Origin of the sequence: Paenarthrobacter sp. AMU7, from assembly GCF_041200195.1 — a bacterium.
In the GTDB taxonomy this organism is placed as follows: Bacteria; Actinomycetota; Actinomycetes; order Actinomycetales; family Micrococcaceae; genus Arthrobacter.
Map to the genome: position 1 here is coordinate 3,728,714 of NZ_CP165735.1, position 15,169 is coordinate 3,743,882.

The 15,169-nt window shown below is 61.7% G+C and carries 15 protein-coding genes and 1 pseudogene; 9 read left to right on the plus strand and 7 right to left on the minus strand.

Annotated features, from left to right (window positions below):
- The first annotated feature begins 141 nt into the window (after positions 1-141).
- Positions 142-342 (plus strand): YegP family protein, encoded by a 201-nt coding sequence (locus tag ABQM86_RS17105; protein ID WP_369745060.1) that lies wholly within the window; start codon positions 142-144, stop codon positions 340-342.
- Positions 343-456: 114 nt separating this feature from the next.
- Here ABQM86_RS17105 and ABQM86_RS17110 read toward each other — a convergent pair.
- Positions 457-706: pseudogene (locus ABQM86_RS17110) on the minus strand (recombinase family protein); the annotation flags it as partial.
- A 221-nt stretch (positions 707-927) separates the two neighbouring features.
- On the opposite strand from ABQM86_RS17110, the gene ABQM86_RS17115 reads away from it, so the two are divergent.
- The gene (locus ABQM86_RS17115; protein WP_369745061.1) at positions 928-1,077 is read left to right on the plus strand and encodes a ribbon-helix-helix protein, CopG family; all 150 of its coding nucleotides are present in this window, start codon (positions 928-930) and stop codon (positions 1,075-1,077) included.
- Positions 1,074-1,469: a VOC family protein gene (locus ABQM86_RS17120; RefSeq protein ID WP_369745063.1), complete on the plus strand. Its 396-nt coding sequence runs from the start codon at positions 1,074-1,076 to the stop codon at positions 1,467-1,469. Before ABQM86_RS17115 ends, ABQM86_RS17120 begins: the two co-directional genes overlap by 4 nt.
- A gap of 99 nt (positions 1,470-1,568) precedes the next feature.
- Here ABQM86_RS17120 and ABQM86_RS17125 read toward each other — a convergent pair whose 3' ends face one another.
- From ABQM86_RS17125 to ABQM86_RS17135, 3 genes are all read right to left on the minus strand, one after another.
- Positions 1,569-2,738 carry an IS30 family transposase gene (locus tag ABQM86_RS17125; protein ID WP_369745064.1) on the minus strand — a complete coding sequence of 390 codons (1,170 nt, stop codon included), beginning with the start codon at positions 2,736-2,738 and terminating at the stop codon, positions 1,569-1,571.
- Between the two features lie 52 nt (positions 2,739-2,790).
- Positions 2,791-3,294: a hypothetical protein gene (locus ABQM86_RS17130; protein ID WP_369745065.1), complete on the minus strand. Its 504-nt coding sequence runs from the start codon at positions 3,292-3,294 to the stop codon at positions 2,791-2,793.
- A 190-nt stretch (positions 3,295-3,484) separates the two neighbouring features.
- Positions 3,485-3,829, minus strand: coding sequence for a hypothetical protein (locus ABQM86_RS17135; protein ID WP_369745067.1), 345 nt, complete (start codon positions 3,827-3,829; stop codon positions 3,485-3,487).
- A gap of 297 nt (positions 3,830-4,126) precedes the next feature.
- On the opposite strand from ABQM86_RS17135, the gene ABQM86_RS17140 reads away from it, so the two are divergent.
- Positions 4,127-4,672: a hypothetical protein gene (locus ABQM86_RS17140; protein WP_369745068.1), complete on the plus strand. Its 546-nt coding sequence runs from the start codon at positions 4,127-4,129 to the stop codon at positions 4,670-4,672.
- 488 nt (positions 4,673-5,160) lie between these two features.
- A complete protein-coding gene (locus tag ABQM86_RS17145) occupies positions 5,161-5,514 on the plus strand; it encodes a hypothetical protein (protein ID WP_369745070.1) in 354 nt (117 codons plus the stop codon).
- Positions 5,515-6,636: 1,122 nt separating this feature from the next.
- Here ABQM86_RS17145 and ABQM86_RS17150 read toward each other — a convergent pair.
- Genes ABQM86_RS17150 through ABQM86_RS17160 form a run of 3 tightly spaced genes read right to left on the minus strand, consistent with a single transcriptional unit; the run spans position 6,637 to position 9,460 of the window.
- Positions 6,637-7,314, minus strand: coding sequence for a CoA pyrophosphatase (locus tag ABQM86_RS17150; RefSeq protein WP_369745071.1), 678 nt, complete (start codon positions 7,312-7,314; stop codon positions 6,637-6,639).
- Entirely contained in the window at positions 7,311-8,105 is a 795-nt protein-coding gene (gene nth / locus ABQM86_RS17155; protein ID WP_369745072.1) for an endonuclease III, read from the minus strand. The genes ABQM86_RS17150 and nth overlap by 4 nt, the downstream gene beginning before the upstream one ends.
- Positions 8,106-8,116: 11 nt before the next feature.
- Positions 8,117-9,460 carry a hypothetical protein gene (locus ABQM86_RS17160; protein WP_369745073.1) on the minus strand — a complete coding sequence of 448 codons (1,344 nt, stop codon included), beginning with the start codon at positions 9,458-9,460 and terminating at the stop codon, positions 8,117-8,119.
- 471 nt (positions 9,461-9,931) lie between these two features.
- Here ABQM86_RS17160 and acs point away from each other — a divergent pair, with 471 nt between their 5' ends.
- The 4 genes from acs to ABQM86_RS17180 all read left to right on the plus strand — a co-directional run bounded on the left by acs (position 9,932) and on the right by ABQM86_RS17180 (position 15,139).
- On the plus strand, positions 9,932-11,971 hold the full coding sequence (gene acs, locus ABQM86_RS17165) for an acetate--CoA ligase (protein ID WP_369746686.1): 2,040 nt from the start codon (positions 9,932-9,934) through the stop codon (positions 11,969-11,971).
- A 176-nt stretch (positions 11,972-12,147) separates the two neighbouring features.
- Positions 12,148-12,936, plus strand: a complete 789-nt coding sequence (locus tag ABQM86_RS17170; protein ID WP_280623491.1) for a DeoR/GlpR family DNA-binding transcription regulator — start codon at positions 12,148-12,150, stop codon at positions 12,934-12,936.
- Positions 12,937-13,035: 99 nt separating this feature from the next.
- On the plus strand, positions 13,036-13,776 hold the full coding sequence (locus ABQM86_RS17175) for an ABC transporter ATP-binding protein (RefSeq protein ID WP_369745074.1): 741 nt from the start codon (positions 13,036-13,038) through the stop codon (positions 13,774-13,776).
- Entirely contained in the window at positions 13,769-15,139 is a 1,371-nt protein-coding gene (locus ABQM86_RS17180; RefSeq protein ID WP_369745075.1) for an FtsX-like permease family protein, read from the plus strand. The genes ABQM86_RS17175 and ABQM86_RS17180 overlap by 8 nt, the downstream gene beginning before the upstream one ends.
- The last annotated feature ends 30 nt before the right edge of the window (positions 15,140-15,169 follow it).

Consider the following 15,169-nt stretch of genomic DNA (forward strand, 5'->3'; position numbering starts at 1 on the left):
TCGTGGACTATCCAGTCATATGAGGCCCAATGACCGGTACCGCCAAGTAACTTTTGTTCTCCCTCGGTTCTGGCTACTTTCACTATGTGGATACATCGCTGGTCCACGTATGTGTGCAAGGAAGCATAAGGGGGAGCATCAATGGCTGGCAGGTTTGAAATTCTGAAGGACAACGACGAAACATACCGGTTCCGCCTGACCGCGGCCGACGGAACCGTCGTGGCCGAATCACCGACGTTCAGACACCTCGAGGGCGTCATTGCAGGCATCAACGCTGTCCGCGAAAATGCTGCGACCGGACTGGTAGTGGACCGTTCGGCAACGGCCCGCAAGGCCGCCTGACAGCGAACCAGCGCTGTCATTTTCAAGAGTCGTCCGCACTCGATCCCGCGGATTTCCGGCGGCAGTGCAGATGAGTGTGACATGAGAATGTCAGGGGTCCCCTGGCAGTCAGGCATCGGCAATGTCCCTGGCATCAGATAGAGAGCGTGCTATCCGGTCGAGCTTGGTCATTCACGAGCGTATCGCCGGCCGGCAGGCTGCCATTGCTTCGCGGAGGCCCAGGCGCACCCTGTTCGTTCCCGTCAGTCCGTGATCGACGAAGATCTGCTTTCCTCAACGCCAGGGTAAGGAGGGGGTTTCGTTGGGCGGTCAGGTCCTGCTCGTTCGTCGAGACCCGGGCATAGCCGATCTTCATTCGCGTCATAGAACGTGGTTGCAGTAGTCCCCCTGTCACCGTGCATTTCATCGTGCATTTCATCGTGCGGGTCATACGTACATGGCCTTGGCTAGCAAGCGCGCGGAACATGACGGCGGGATTCCCAGGCACGGAGATCGACCGGCTTCCGGGCGTGCGTGCGACGGCTCCTCCCAAAAGGTTCGAGAAAACCCTTGTCACCCTTTTGCTAGATTGCTAGCATCCTAGCCATGGCCGATAAAGCTCAATTTAACGTCTACCTGCCGCCACAGCTGGTCCGGCAGGTAAAGCACGCCGCTATCGAGCGGGGGTTGTCGCTGTCATCGTTCGTGGAAGAGGCGCTGACCGCGGCTCTAAACAAGGAAGGCTCAAGTAAATGAAAGTCACTCCCATTCGTTTCGTGCGGGACATCGAGCTCGCCAATAGGTTCTATTCCGCACTCGGATTGCTCGAAAATGCCACTGCGACAAGTGGAACTTGGGCGGACATGCGTGGGACCGGGGGCCAGTTGGGACTTCACATTGCTGAAACTGCGACGACTCAGGCAGACGGTGGAGCCGTGGCGTTGCAATTCACGAGCGATGAAAAGCTCGAGCTCACCGTGAATCGGCTCCGAGATGCCGGGTACCCACCATCTGACATCATGGATGAGACCTTTGGCCGATACTTCACCGTCGAGGACCCCGACGGATACCTTATCCAGGTTAACGAGTTGGACGAAGAGTTCAGTACCCTCAGCTACGAGACGCGAGAGTCCACCGCCCTTAAGTAGGGAGTGACCACTAGCCGTCACACCAACCCGATGGCTCCACATCCCTCACCGTACGCTGGATGACCCGGTGTCCGGTGAGGGATCGGCGGATTCCAGCGGTCATTGCAACAGGAGATTTTCGATCAGTTCGATCGGTTTCTTGAACTCTAGTCTTTTGCGTGGTCGGTCGTTGAGTTCCTGGGCGACCCAGTCGAGGTCTGCGGCGCTATGGATGCTCAGATCGGTGCCCTTGGGAAAATACTGGCGCAGCAGGCCATTGGTGTTTTCGTTGATGCCGCGCTGCCAGGGCGAGTGAGGGTCACAGAAGTAGATCTCGACGCCGGTGTCGATCTTCACGGTTTTCCAGTCCTGCATCTCGATGCCCTGGTCCCAGGTCAGGGAATGCCGCAGCGACTCGGGGAGCGTCTTGATCTTCGCCGTCAGTGCATCACGCATCTGCTCGGCCTTGTATCCGTCCGGCAGGTACACCAGCATCGTGTAATTGGTGCTCCGCTCGACCAGCGTCCCAATCGCGGACTGATTCCCTTTCCCGATGATGAGATCGCCCTCCCAATGCCCTGGCACGGCTCGGTCCTGAACCTCAGCGGGACGTTCGGAAATATTGATCATTCCAGGGATCCGGTTCTTGCGCTGGCCAGCCTTACGGCAGGGCTGCCTGATAGCCCGCCCGGTGCGCAGACACACGGTCAGATCACGCTTCAGCGCCCCGCGGGACTGGACGTAAAGGGATTGGTAAATCGTCTCGGGTGACACCCTCATCTCCGGCTCATCAGGGAACTCAACCCGGAGTCGTCCTGCGATCTGCTCGGGTGAGTACCTCTTGTTCAGGTCTTCTTCAACCTTCGCACGCAGCACCGTGTTCGTGTGCAGTTTCGCTGGTTTCGGGCGCGAGGCTCGCTCATAGGCCAGTGCGTGCGCTGAGGTTGCCCGGTAGGGCAGCCCTGCCACCGAGTTACGCCGTAACTCCCTCGAAATCGTGGAGGCCGCTCTACTGACCGCCGTTCCGATCTGCCGCAACGATTGTCCCTGGGCGCGCAGTATGGCGATCTCTTCACGCTGGGCGAAAGTCAGGCACCGACCCTTCAGATCACGGCCCCGCCGAGGCCTGACACCACCAGCCTCAAGCAAGACCCTGCGCCCAGTACGCCGGCTCGTATCGATCGGAACAACGGCATCAGTGATGAAATCACCAGCCTGCATCCCGGCCCAAAAAACCTGCAAAAGATCAGGCCTCACATGAATTGAATACCCTGCCATGACAACACCCATCCGCTAAGTGTTGCAATCACCGCAAGAACTCAAGGATCCTTTACCGGGCGCGCTATGAGGCGGCATCTGCGAGGCCCCGCCCATGTTCACGCAAAAGAGCTAAGCGATCATCTGTGATTGCGCGAATCGGCTTGTCTGGGTCCAGCGGACAGAAAAATTCGCCTGTTGAAGTTAGGGCGGCGAAAACACTTCCCGACATGTCCTCGGCCAGAAACAGATACGGAGGGTCTACGAATGGATAACCCGCGCTGCTTATCCAAGCCAGTCTGCAGCCAGCGTCGATAACCGTCTTCAGCGTCGCGTGAACGGCTTCAGTCCACTCTGGCTCATGCGGAAACTCGGAAATTTTTACATCCCACAGCATCACTTCCCAAGACTCGCCGTATAAACGAGTCTCTGCCACTTCAGTTCCGGTAGGCCACCTGTCGAGCGGGAAGGAGCTTCCAAGCCAGCGCCCGGGATCGACGAGCCCATAAACGACAAATCCTCGCTCTTCTTCCTGGCCGTCTTCCGCGTTCCAGATCACAGTCATCGTCACACGCGCAGGGATCATCACGAGCTAGACCCCTATTTCGGGCTGATTCAGGGGAGACGTCATATGGATACACATTTCTCAAATATCGCATTCTTTGAGTGTGGCTACGGCTGTATGACGTCTCAGAACCTCATCGAAGGAACATGACGACAGTTCGCCCAGTGAGCGATCCCGCAACGGGCATGCCCTCGAGTCCGGAGAAGAAGCTGACTCAACGATGAATCACCTCACCAGGGTCGAGCCCCAGCGATAAGACGTCGAATTCGATTTGACTGAGAAAATCTCTGCAGCCGCGCTCAACCTCCGCCCAATCGAGTGGATTGCTGACCACATCGGGGCTGAATACTGACCCCACCACCCAGCCGGACGACCCACGTGTCAGTGAAAACGCCCCCACCTCTTCAAAGGACATCGAGTCAAACATGAAGTCACCTCGGTTCGCCTCGTTGAGCCAGAGAAACAAGCTGCGAGCGAGTTCGACTACGGGAAAGGCTGGCCCTCGATAGAGCAGCGCAGGCCCAACCGAGACAGTGAGATCGGCATCAAGACCGACCAAGTAATCAGCTTGGCTCGTCCCCCCGGTATTGTCAGAGTCTAAGCTCGCGTAGGAAAGTCTCATAGTTGCCATCTCATCACCAACCCTCCATGCTCTGACCATGATTCACTCGCACAGTAGACATCCGAGGATTCAGCGGACAACAATTCCAGACCTTTCTATCGCCCGGGTGAAGGATCCTCTACCGGACGGCTGGAGGAGTGCGCAGACTGCCAAGTCCTAATACTTGGCTCCGGGGACCTTGAAGGCCGCCTTAGCCTCGGCACTGAGGTGCTCGATTTCCTCTACATTTACATAATGATCGCTGATTTCTTGAGAGACGAAGCTCGGTCCATGCCGGCGCACCCTACTCCAGCTGAAGTGACTGCCCTGCGCGTGTGGCATTGCAAATACAAGTCGCTGGAAAGCCTTGCAACTTTTACCAATCTCAAAACGCTTGTCGTTGCAACTTATCCAGACACTGACCTGACTCCTCTGAACAGTCTCAGCCAGCTCGAGTATCTGAGCGTCATGCACATGCCAAAGGTCTCCGATCTAGACCCTCTCGGTCAGCTGCACAAGCTGAAGACAATCAGGCTCAGCACACTCCCCAGTTGGGACTCATCTGGGAAGAAGACGATTGTGCATTCGCTGGTCCCTCTGACTGCGTTGCCGGACCTCGCTCACCTCGAGCTCTTTGGTGTGCTTCCCGAGGACGGCAAACTAAACGTTCTGGAGAACTGTCAGTCTCTGGAATCAATTCGTGTGAGCAAATACAAGAAAAGTGAAATCGAGCGCTTCTACCGATCAACTGACCTGCCCAACTCTTTTGCGCCCCTGCCAGGTGTGGACGCTTGGAGCTGACAAACAGCCAAAGGGCTCTTACGTCCCCTCACGGGCATGGGAATCAATGCACGCTCGAGGATGGCTCTCCGAACGGTTCGGGCGTCCGGTAAAGGATCGGCTTACGTGCGGTGCCCATGGAGTCTGTTGGCGAGCATCTCTATCCATCGTTCTTCGAAGTTACCCTCCGGGCTAGGAAAGCGACGATCAACAGCCCAGGTAGCGCCCATAGCAGCGTAAAGAACGCCTTGCCGAAGTTGAACCCATAGACGAGGAGGGCAAAGACAAACCCAATAGTGAGCCCTAGTATCCAACCGACGACCGATCGCCGGATTTGAGCGCCTTTGTCTGTCACTTCAACTTCCCCCACCTGTAGCCCGGGACCAACTTAGCTGACTGTCAGGCAAGCGCCGCGGGGAGCTTGGTTGCCCACGAAATCGGTACTAAGCGTCCGGTGAAGGATCGGCTTAAGGGCAGGTAGTTTGCGTTTATAGGCGAAGATTCCTTGTATGCACGATTCGATCCTTTCCGCCCAAATGCAGATGGCCACCAGGTTCGGGGCTGTTCCGGCACCACCCTTGAAAGGAATGAAAGTAGGAGTTTCCGAAAGCATACGGTCGTCGCATCTTCTTCCCCTCAATGGTCTAAGGCATCCCGCCGCAACTGGCACCAGTGGCTGGTTCATTTGGCGCGGCGAAGAGCTCGGAACCGTGCCCGACTTCTTCGTTCCCTTGCACGTCGAGCACCTGACGCCCTGGTGCCCAGAAGTCCTTCCCTATCTCGCTTTGCCTCCGGGGTGGCGATTCCTCTTAGCACCCGGCTACGAAGATGTCTGGTTCGACGAGACGTTGTTGAACCCCTGAAAGCTAATGACGCGGCTCAAGCTCCCTTCCGGTTCGCCGTCCGGTGAGGGATCCCTCACCGGACGCACTATCGGGTCCAGGTCAGCTGGAGACCAGATGGCTTGGGCGAACGACGGGAGTGCGGTCGAGCTGGCCTGGGACGAGATAGCTGGGTCAGCAAGCATCCGTTGGGTTAACTGTGACGAACTGAGGCTTGCTCTTGAGCGGGAGACCGCATCGAAGATCTCCGTGCGTGAGGAGTCTGGACGCATAGAGTTCTGAGTGTGGTCCCGCTGTGAGGGACTGGGCGGGCTATTGACCGTTCAGGTCGGCGAGCACGTGACGGTACATGACACGCTTCTGCGGACATAGCGGCAGTCAATCAGCCCTGACTAGTAAGGCTTGCCATCTCCCAGACGAGGAGTTAGCCGGCGGAACGCTCCGTGATTATCACTCGCATGATGCAGCGGGACTTCCGTGAGAGTCTTAATGCCGGGACCCGTGGAATACCCATCGGTATCTTCCCTGCAATGGGATCAGGCCGGACGTGACTGGCGGGAGGCGTGCCGTGGTAAGCAAAGACGAAGTCATCCGTAAGTTGCTCGTATCTGGCCTGGCCGACTGGGTTTCATTGCATAGCGTCGTGTGGTGGGGCACTAGAGGCACAATTACCCAACTTACGAAGCAGGTAGTTCTCGACGTCCTTCACTCCGTTTATTCGGAGGGGCTCATGGTGCCTGGAGAGCTCGGGGAGACGGGTTTTGAGGATTGGGCGCGGCCGTCAGAAATATGGGTGATTCGGTCAGAGATGGCACTTGACGCTCTGGAGTGGCGACCAATGGGTGAGGGCTTTTGGCTGCGTCTAACGCCGCACGGCGAGACCCTCGGGCACCAATATGAAGCCGAAGGAGAGGACCTCTCGGATTAGTAGTGGTTCCTTTGGACAACTTGGTGGCGCAGCCGGGACCGTTCATCAAATTATGCGCCCATAAGCCGAGGTCTTACCGGACGCTTCAAGCGTCCGGTAAGGGATCCCCCATGGTGCACAAAGTCGAAGTGCAACCCACTTCTGACATTCAGTGCAGTCAGCTTCTGAAAATGACAGCTGTTCAGAACCGTCACGCTGCGGGGAGGCCCCTGCTGTCAGAGATCGACTTCGCGGAGTTTTTCCGTGTCCCAGGGAACAGTCCAGCCGAGTTCATCAAAGAGCCCGCTCAGGACCATGCCTGTAAAGCCCCAGACCAGTACGCCGTTCACGGTGAAGCCGGGGCTGGTGTAAGTGCGTCCGAAACGGGAAATGGTGGCCGTGACCCGGTTGACGGGATCCAGGAGGTCGCGCACCGGTACCCTGAATACCTGCGCGGATTCGGCGTAGTCGACTACCCGGACCGGCGACGGCGCGTCCCACCAGCCCAGCACCGGTGTCACACGGAAATTACTGCGGATCAGTCCAAGCTCTGGGATGGTGCCGAGAACGCGGACACCGCTGGCGTCCAGCCCGGTTTCTTCCACGGCTTCCCGCAACGCCGCAGCCACCACCGACTCATCCTCCGGGTCCACCATGCCGCCGGGGAAGGCTACCTGCCCTGGATGGTCGTCGAGGGTGTGTGCCCGCTCCAGCAACAGGACGTCGAGGTCGGCCGGGGCTATGGGGCGCCCGGACTCAGCCGGCACGTCATCCAACACGCCAAAAAGCATGAGTACAGCAGCGGGCCGGTTGGTCTCCGGGATGACGGGAAGCCTCTCCCACAGGGCAGAGTGCTGCTGTTCGCCTGCTTCGAAGCGGGTCACCAGCGCCGACAATTCCTCTAGCGCGGTCACCCGGGCCTCCTTTGCGATTCCATACGGATTTCCGCGGCGCGGTGGGTCTCCGCCAAAAGCTGCTCCAGCAGTGCCTCATTGCCCGGGGCGAGCTCGTACTTCAGGAGCTTGGCTGCTTTGACCGGGTCAGTCTCGCCGTCGCCGTAACTGGGACACAGACTGGCCACCGGACAGGCACCGCACGCAGGCTTCCTGGAATGGCACACCCTGCGGCCGTGGAAGACCACCCGATGCGACAATATGGTCCAATCCTTGGGTTCGAACAGTTCCGCGACGTCGAACTCAATCTTCACGGGATCATCCGAGGCCGTCCATCCGAAGCGCCGTGCCAGTCGTCCGAAGTGCGTGTCCACGGTGATCCCGGGGACTCCAAAGGCATTTCCGAGGACCACGTTGGCCGTCTTCCGACCGACCCCCGGCAAGGTCACCAGATCCTCCAGCCTGCCGGGGACCTCGCCGTCGAACTCATCGACCAGCCGGTTGCTGAGCGCCAGGACGTTACGCGCCTTGGCCCGGAAGAAGCCGGTGGGCTGAAGGATGGTCTCCAGTTCCACGGGATCAGCCTCCGCCATGGCCCGCGCATCCGGGTACCGGGCAAACAGGATCTTGGTGACCTGGTTGACCAGCACATCGGTGGTCTGGGCTGACAGGACCGTGGCCACCACCAGTTCAAACGGGTTGCGGAAATCCAGCTCCGCATGCGCGTACGGATACTTTTCCGCCAGGACCCGGTTGATCTTGCGGGCCCGGCGTTTGAGTGCGAGCAGCGAACCAGCTTCAGCGATGGCCACGGGATCCCTGCTTAGCCGCGTTCGATGTTGCTGAGCTCCCGAAGAACCCCAACCTTGCCGTCGGTGTCCTGCACCAGGAATTCATGGCCCCTGTCCTCCAGTGCGAGTACCCAGCCACCGGGTTCGATGGTGAAGGCAGGAGCCCCCGAGCGTTCGTCGTACGCGGTCCTGGGCTGGGCCACAGCAAACCAGAATGCCTCATAGTGGGGGGAATCGGATTCTTCCGGACGGCTGGCCGGGTCCACGGTGGCACCGATCGAGTCGCTGACTCTCCGGGTGTCGCCGGAAACGATGGGAGTGGCCATGGTGGCAGCCCACGGCTGCTGGGCGGCAGGCTGCTGCGCTGCTGGTTGCGTGCCGTGCTGGGTAGTGGCAGGCTCAGTGGCCGCCGGGGACTCACCAGCTTCCGTCCCTGCCTCAGCACCCTTCTCAACCTCCTGCGCCGGAGTGGGCGCGGAAGACGGAGCGCCGGCCCCGTCCGATGCTGGGCTCGTTGCCGAACCAGCTGCTGAGGGGCTGCCCACGTCTGGCTTACTTTCAGTTGAAGGACGGCCGGCGGAAGACTGGCCTACCGGAGTGCTGCCTGTTGAGGCCACGTCCGCTGAATGCACGACGGCGGGAGCCTCCTTCGCGGCCGACGGTGCGGCTCCGTAGCTGGATGGCGGAGCGAACGGGCTGGAACCAGCGGCACCAGGACCTCCTGCAGCCGCCGTGGAGGCTGCGGGTTCCTTGGGCGCTTTGGGTGCTGCGGGCTTGCGGCTCGGCACAGCGGCTTCGCGGGCAACAACATGGGCCGGCGTTTCGGTGCGGCCCTTAAAATCAGCCGACAGCCACGGAAGGTGCGGAGCAAGGACCGTCGCGGCCAGGAGGCCCACGGAGCCGATCAGGCCCAGCAGGACGCCGCCGTTGAAGGAGTTGGCGATGGTCAGGAAGAAGAGCGGGAAAGCGAATGACGCAGTGACGGAAGCGAACTGGTCAACAGACAGCGAACCTACGCGAACGATGGTTCCCGGCTGCAATCTGCGGGCAACGAAAAGTGCCACCACAACCAACGGCAGAATGATGCCCAGCAGCAGGAAGAACAGGTTTCCAAGGTTCCAGAGGTTGTAACGCTCTCCGAACATGGGCAGCAGGGACGCGACGAACATCAGCAGCGTGGAGCCGAAGACCGTCAGGTCACGGATGGTGAACGGCCCTGCGACGGCGTCGTACTTGGTGGCGCCGTTCTTGGCAGCGTCGTTCTTGGCGGCGTCAGGGTTCCCAGCAGCGTTGCCACCTGGTGTGGTGGCCGTTCCAGCCGTGGTGTCCGGTCCCGTCCGGGGTGAGTCGTGCGGGCCTGGGCTCAGCTGGTTCATCTGTTTCTCCTTCGTACGGCGGCGTCTTGGGCAGTCCGGACAGGTGACCCCCGCAGGATTCCGCGGAAAACCGGCCACGCTCGAGGTGCGTCCCAAGACTTCTTCAGCCTATGCCACCCCACTGACAGGGTTCTAGCTGAAAACGGCCATCCGGCTTCGCCCACAGCAAACTCCAAGGTCCCTTACAGATAGTGACCGGCTTCGGCAGCGCATACTGCGGCGGGAGGGGGGCCGCCGTCGTGCGTCATGTAAACGGTTCCCGGCCGCCGGTGCCGCCATTCGTCGCTAAATTTGCGCCGCTCACTGGCGCGTTTGTGACGACGCACACGTAGGACCTTTCAAAGCGATAGTGTTGATGGCGGACAGCACTCTGCGGACCTTTCGGGGAGACGTTCGACGCCGACGACGGCCCGGGCGGGAACCTCGCGGCAGGTTCCGCGCAGCAAAGATCGATGAATGATGAGGTTCACCATGTCCCAGGACACCACCGGATCCACGGCCACCGCTGCAGCTTCAACTGCTCAGAACGGGGCACACGTCGAGGCGCTTGAAAATCTCCTCCACGAGAACCGCAAGTTCGCGCCTTCCGCAGACTTCGCCGCGAACAGCGTGACAAACGCGGACGCCTATAAAGAGGCAGAAGCGGACCGTCCCGCGTTCTGGGCCAAGCAGGCCCGTGAGCTGTTGACTTGGGACAAGGACTTCACTGAGGCCTTGGATTGGTCCAACCCGCCGTTCGCCAAGTGGTTTGTCGGCGGCGAGATCAACGCAGCGTACAACGCGCTGGACCGCCATGTGGAGAACGGCTTGGGCGACCGTGTCGCCATTTACTTCGAAGGCGAACCCGGGGACACCCGGACCTACACCTATGCACAGCTGACCGAAGAGGTGAAGAAGGCCGCCAACGCCTTTGAGTCCCTCGGCGTGGCCAAGGGCGACCGCGTGGCCGTCTACCTGCCCATGATCCCCGAGGCCGTCATCACGCTCCTCGCCTGCGCCAGGATCGGGGCCGTGCACTCCGTGGTCTTCGGTGGCTTCTCCGCTGACGCGTTGCGCTCCCGCATCGAGGACGCCGAGGCCAAGCTCGTCATCACGGCCGATGGCACCTACCGCCGAGGCAAGCCCAGCGCCCTGAAGCCCGCAGTGGACGAGGCCCTCTCCAAAGAAGGTCACACTGTCCAGAACGTTGTGGTGGTCAAGCGCAACGGCGAGGACGTCAACTGGGTGGAGGGCCGCGACCTCTGGTGGTCCGATACGGTTGATAAAGCCGACACCGAGCACACCGCCGTCGGGCATGACTCCGAGCACCCGCTGTTCATCCTCTACACCTCCGGTACCACCGGAAAGCCCAAGGGCATCCTGCACACCACCGGCGGCTACCTCACCCAGGGCGCCTACACCCACAAGGCTGTATTCGACCTCCACCCGGAAACGGATGTGTACTGGTGCACCGCAGACGTCGGATGGGTTACCGGCCACTCCTACGTCACCTACGCCCCGCTGATCAACGGCGCCACCCAGGTCATGTACGAAGGCACCCCCGATTCCCCTCACCAGGGCCGTTGGTGGGAAATCGTGGAGAAGTACAAGGTCTCCATCCTCTACACCGCGCCCACCGCAATCCGGACGTTCATGAAATGGGGCCGGGACATCCCGGACAAGTACGATCTCTCCTCCATCCGCGTCCTGGGCTCCGTGGGCGAATCCATCAACCCCGAAGCGTGGATGTGGTACCGCGACGTCATCGGTGCCAACGCCGGCAAGAACGGCGAAAAGAAGGAACACCCGGCACCGATCGTGGACACCTGGTGGCAGACCGAAACCGGCGCACAGATGATCGCCCCGCTTCCCGGCGTCACAGCCACCAAACCCGGCTCGGCCCAGGTCCCACTGCCCGGCATCGCCGTAGACGTAGTGGACGAAGCCGGCCAGCCAGTAGCCAACGGTGAAGGCGGCTACTTGGTGGTCCGCGAACCGTGGCCCTCCATGCTGCGCGGCATCTGGGGCGACCCTGAGCGGTTCAAGGACACCTACTGGTCCCGCTTCGAGGCCATGTACTTCGCCGGCGACGGTGCCAAGAAGGACGAGGACGGCGACGTCTGGCTCCTGGGCCGCGTGGACGACGTCATGAACGTCTCCGGCCACCGCCTGTCCACTACGGAGATCGAGTCCGCACTGGTCAGCCACCCGTCCGTGGCTGAAGCAGCCGTGGTGGGTGCCGCTGACGAGACCACCGGACAGGCCGTGGTGGCGTTCGTCATCCTTCGCGGTGACGCCGTGAACAACGGCGACGAAACCGTCCTGGAACTGCGCAACCACGTGGGCAAGGAAATCGGCCCGATCGCCAAGCCCAAGCAGCTGCTGATCGTCCCGGAACTTCCCAAGACCCGCTCCGGCAAGATCGTCCGACGCCTCCTGAAGGACATCGCAGAAGGTCGCGACACCGGTGACGCCACCACCCTGGCAGACCCCGGAATCATGACCCAGATCGCTGATTCGCTCCGCAAGTAAGTAGTGGACGACGGCGCCGCTCGCCTCCGGGGTGAGCGGCGCCGTCGTGCGTTAATGCAGGTGCGTGACGCGTGAGTGAGGACGCCGCGACCCGATGAGCCGCCGGGCGGACGGGCCGCGTCCTAGACTGGAGCCAGACTCAGCCCCCTGTTTTACGAAGTTCCAGAAAGGCCCTGATGCTTCAGGCAGCACGCCACTCCGCCATCATCGACGCCGTCCAGCGTGAGCGCGTGGTCCGGGTCTCTGACCTCGCGCAATTGTTGGGTGTCTCCCCCATGACCGTCCGGCGGGACATCGAAGCACTGGAGGAATCCGGCCGCGTGGAACGTATCCATGGCGGAGCCAAGCTGCCCGGTGATGCAAGCACCCATGAACCGGGCTTTGAGCTGAAGTCCACGCAGCTTACCGCGGAGAAGCATGCCATTGCCGTCGAGGCTGCCTCGATGGTCCAAGAAGGCATGGCGATCGGACTCAGCGCCGGAACCACCACGTGGGCCCTTGCCCAGGAACTGGTCCACGGCCCCCGCATTACTGTGGTCACCAACTCCATCAGGATCGCCGACCTCTTTCATCACGGGTCCTCATCAGGGCCCGCCCGGTTCGGCTCCACAGTGATCCTGATCGGCGGCGAGCGCACACCGTCGGACGCGCTGGTGGGTCCCATTGCCACCTCTTCGCTCAAGCAACTTCACCTGGACGTCCTGTTCCTGGGAGTCCACGGCATGGATGCCCAGGCCGGCTTCACCACCCCGAACCTGCTGGAAGCAGAAACTGACCGGGCCTTCATGACGTCCGCACGGAGCACCGTTGTGTTGGCCGACCACAGCAAGTGGGGCGTGGTGGGCATCGCTTCGATCGCCCAGTTGGAAGAGGCCGACGAGCTGATCACCGATTCGCTGCTGGGCGAGGACGCCCGACGCGTGCTGGCCGAGAATGTGGCCAAGTTGAGGATAGCCGGAGTCTAACCCAGCCACCTGCGTCTCATACCCCGGGTGGAGGCGTGGCCGCAGAGTTCAGCCGCGGGACTGACGCCGGCTGAGGCACCCTTCGGGGAAGCTGGATTTATGAACGCCATCCTCCACGCCCAGCAACTCACCAAGCATTACCCCGGCAGCATTGCGCTGGACCACGTCGACTTCACCGCGAACGCCGGCGAATCCATCGCGATCATCGGACCCTCCGGTTCGGGCAAGACCACCCTGCTGCACTGCCTCGCCGGGATTTTGAGGCCCGACGCCGGTTCGATCACCTTAAACATGCCAACGGCACCTTTGCGCCTGGATACTCTGGGCGACGCAGCGTTGTCCCGCCTGCGCAGGGAAGAGTTCGGCTTCGTGTTCCAGCAGGGCATGCTCCTGCCGGAACTGACCGCCGTGGAGAACGTTGCCCTGGCGCTGATGCTCAACGGCACAGACCGCGCAACCTCCGAGTCCCGTGCCGCCGAATGGCTTGCAGCATTGGGCCTGGCCGGCATGGAGCAGCGCCGCTTGGGCGAGCTGTCCGGCGGACAGGTCCAGCGTGTAGCCATCGCACGGGCACAGGTCACGGGCGCCCGGGTTGTCTTTGCGGATGAGCCCACCGGTGCCTTGGACTCGACCACCTCCAATGAAGTCCTGGACGTCCTGCTTCGCTCGGTCGCAGCCAACGGGCGCACGTTGCTGGTGGTCACCCACGATCCCAACGTGGCAGCCCGATGCCAGCGCGTGGTGGAGTTGCGCGACGGCAGGATCGTGGCGGACAGCGGCAGGCCGGTTGCCCCCGCGGCACCGTCCACCAACAGCTTCAAGGGTGCCTTCAATGTCTAGCCTCTCCATGGCCCTCAGGCTCACCCCGTACCTTGCTCGGAGCAACGGCAGCAGCCTCCGCGAAACAGGCCTCCGCGACGCCGGCCTGCCGGTCCTCGCTTTCGGAACCGTCACGGCCCTACTGCTCACTGTTGCCGGCGGCTCGCAGGTTTTCTGGTCCTGGTCCGACGACATCGCAGGCACTTACCAAGCGCTCGCCGTCGTCGCCATGGTCTTGCTCATCATCCCGCTCCTGACGCTGGGCGCCTCGGCCGCGCGACTGGCCGCCCGCCGTCGTGATGACCGCTTGGCTTCCTTGCGCCTGCTGGGCGCCAACAGCGCCACCGTGGTGTGGATGACCGTCATCGAGTCCACAGTGCTCGCGGCGGTGGGAGCGCTGGCGGGCGCGGGACTATACGCGTGCGTTGCACCGTTCCTCGGCCTGATCCAGTTCCGCGGCCAAGCCATAGGCGGCCACGCGTGGCTGTCTGTGCCTTCCATCCTCGGCTGCATCCTGGCCGTCTGCGTGCTGGCCGCGGCGAGCGCCGCCCTTGGACTGCGGAAAGTCGTGGTCACCCCGTTGGGCGTCAGGACCAGGCAAACGGCCGACGGCGCGCATTGGGTTCGCGGACTCATCGCCGCTGTCGTGGTGGTGGTCGGAGTCATCGCGATGGGGATGCTCAGCAGCTTTGGTGCGTTCATCGTCATCATCGCGGTGATGGGCGGCTGCTTTGGCTTGGCACTGCTCGCCTTGAACCTCATGGGTCCTTGGATCCTGCGGTTGCGCGCGTCCTCGCAGCTCAAGCGGGCCAAGCGACCCGAGCAGCTGCTGGCCGCCCGGACAGTTCTGGAGAGCCCCAAGGAATCGTGGCGGCAAGTTGGGGGCGTCGCGATGACCAGCTTTGTGGGGGTGTTCGTGGGCGTCGGCATGGCTGTGGCCGACACCATGGGCGGCAGCGCCACGGATGAGACGGCGTTGTTGGTCCGGGACATCAACACCGGGGTAATGATCACCCTGTTGGGTTCATTCCTGATGGTGGCCTGCTCAGCCGGCGTGAACCAGGCGGCAGCAGTTCTTGACCGGGCGTCCACCTTGGTGGCCCTGGACCGGGTGGGCATGCCGCGCAAACTCATGGTGGCTGCGCGGGTCAAAGCCGTCATGTCCCCGCTGTTCCTGGTGGCCGGCATTTCTGCGGCTGCTGCGGCCGCGCTGGTCCTGCCGCTGACGGGCATGGTGTTGTTGACCCAGCCCGTGGTGTTCCTGACCATCGGCGGAGTGTTCGCCGCCGGTTTCCTGCTGGTCCGTCTGGCCGTCGCTGCCGGGACAGCGCAGATCAGCCAGGTGCTGGCTCGCCCGGAGCGTTACGCGAGCATAGACTCCTGACCCGACCGTCCGCCGTCGCAACCTCCCGCG

Excerpts from the sequence above, each read along its gene's own strand:
- ABQM86_RS17105 (WP_369745060.1), top strand. The coding sequence starts at position 142 with ATGGCTGGCAGGTTTGAAATTCTGAAGGACAACGACGAAACATACCGG.
- ABQM86_RS17115 (WP_369745061.1), top strand. The coding sequence starts at position 928 with ATGGCCGATAAAGCTCAATTTAACGTCTACCTGCCGCCACAGCTGGTC.
- ABQM86_RS17120 (WP_369745063.1), top strand. The coding sequence starts at position 1,074 with ATGAAAGTCACTCCCATTCGTTTCGTGCGGGACATCGAGCTCGCCAAT.
- ABQM86_RS17125 (WP_369745064.1), bottom strand. The coding sequence starts at position 2,738 with ATGGGTGTTGTCATGGCAGGGTATTCAATTCATGTGAGGCCTGATCTT.
- ABQM86_RS17140 (WP_369745068.1), top strand. The coding sequence starts at position 4,127 with ATGATCGCTGATTTCTTGAGAGACGAAGCTCGGTCCATGCCGGCGCAC.
- ABQM86_RS17145 (WP_369745070.1), top strand. The coding sequence starts at position 5,161 with ATGCACGATTCGATCCTTTCCGCCCAAATGCAGATGGCCACCAGGTTC.
- ABQM86_RS17160 (WP_369745073.1), bottom strand. The coding sequence starts at position 9,460 with ATGAACCAGCTGAGCCCAGGCCCGCACGACTCACCCCGGACGGGACCG.
- acs (WP_369746686.1), top strand. The coding sequence starts at position 9,932 with ATGTCCCAGGACACCACCGGATCCACGGCCACCGCTGCAGCTTCAACT.
- ABQM86_RS17170 (WP_280623491.1), top strand. The coding sequence starts at position 12,148 with ATGCTTCAGGCAGCACGCCACTCCGCCATCATCGACGCCGTCCAGCGT.
- ABQM86_RS17175 (WP_369745074.1), top strand. The coding sequence starts at position 13,036 with ATGAACGCCATCCTCCACGCCCAGCAACTCACCAAGCATTACCCCGGC.
- ABQM86_RS17180 (WP_369745075.1), top strand. The coding sequence starts at position 13,769 with ATGTCTAGCCTCTCCATGGCCCTCAGGCTCACCCCGTACCTTGCTCGG.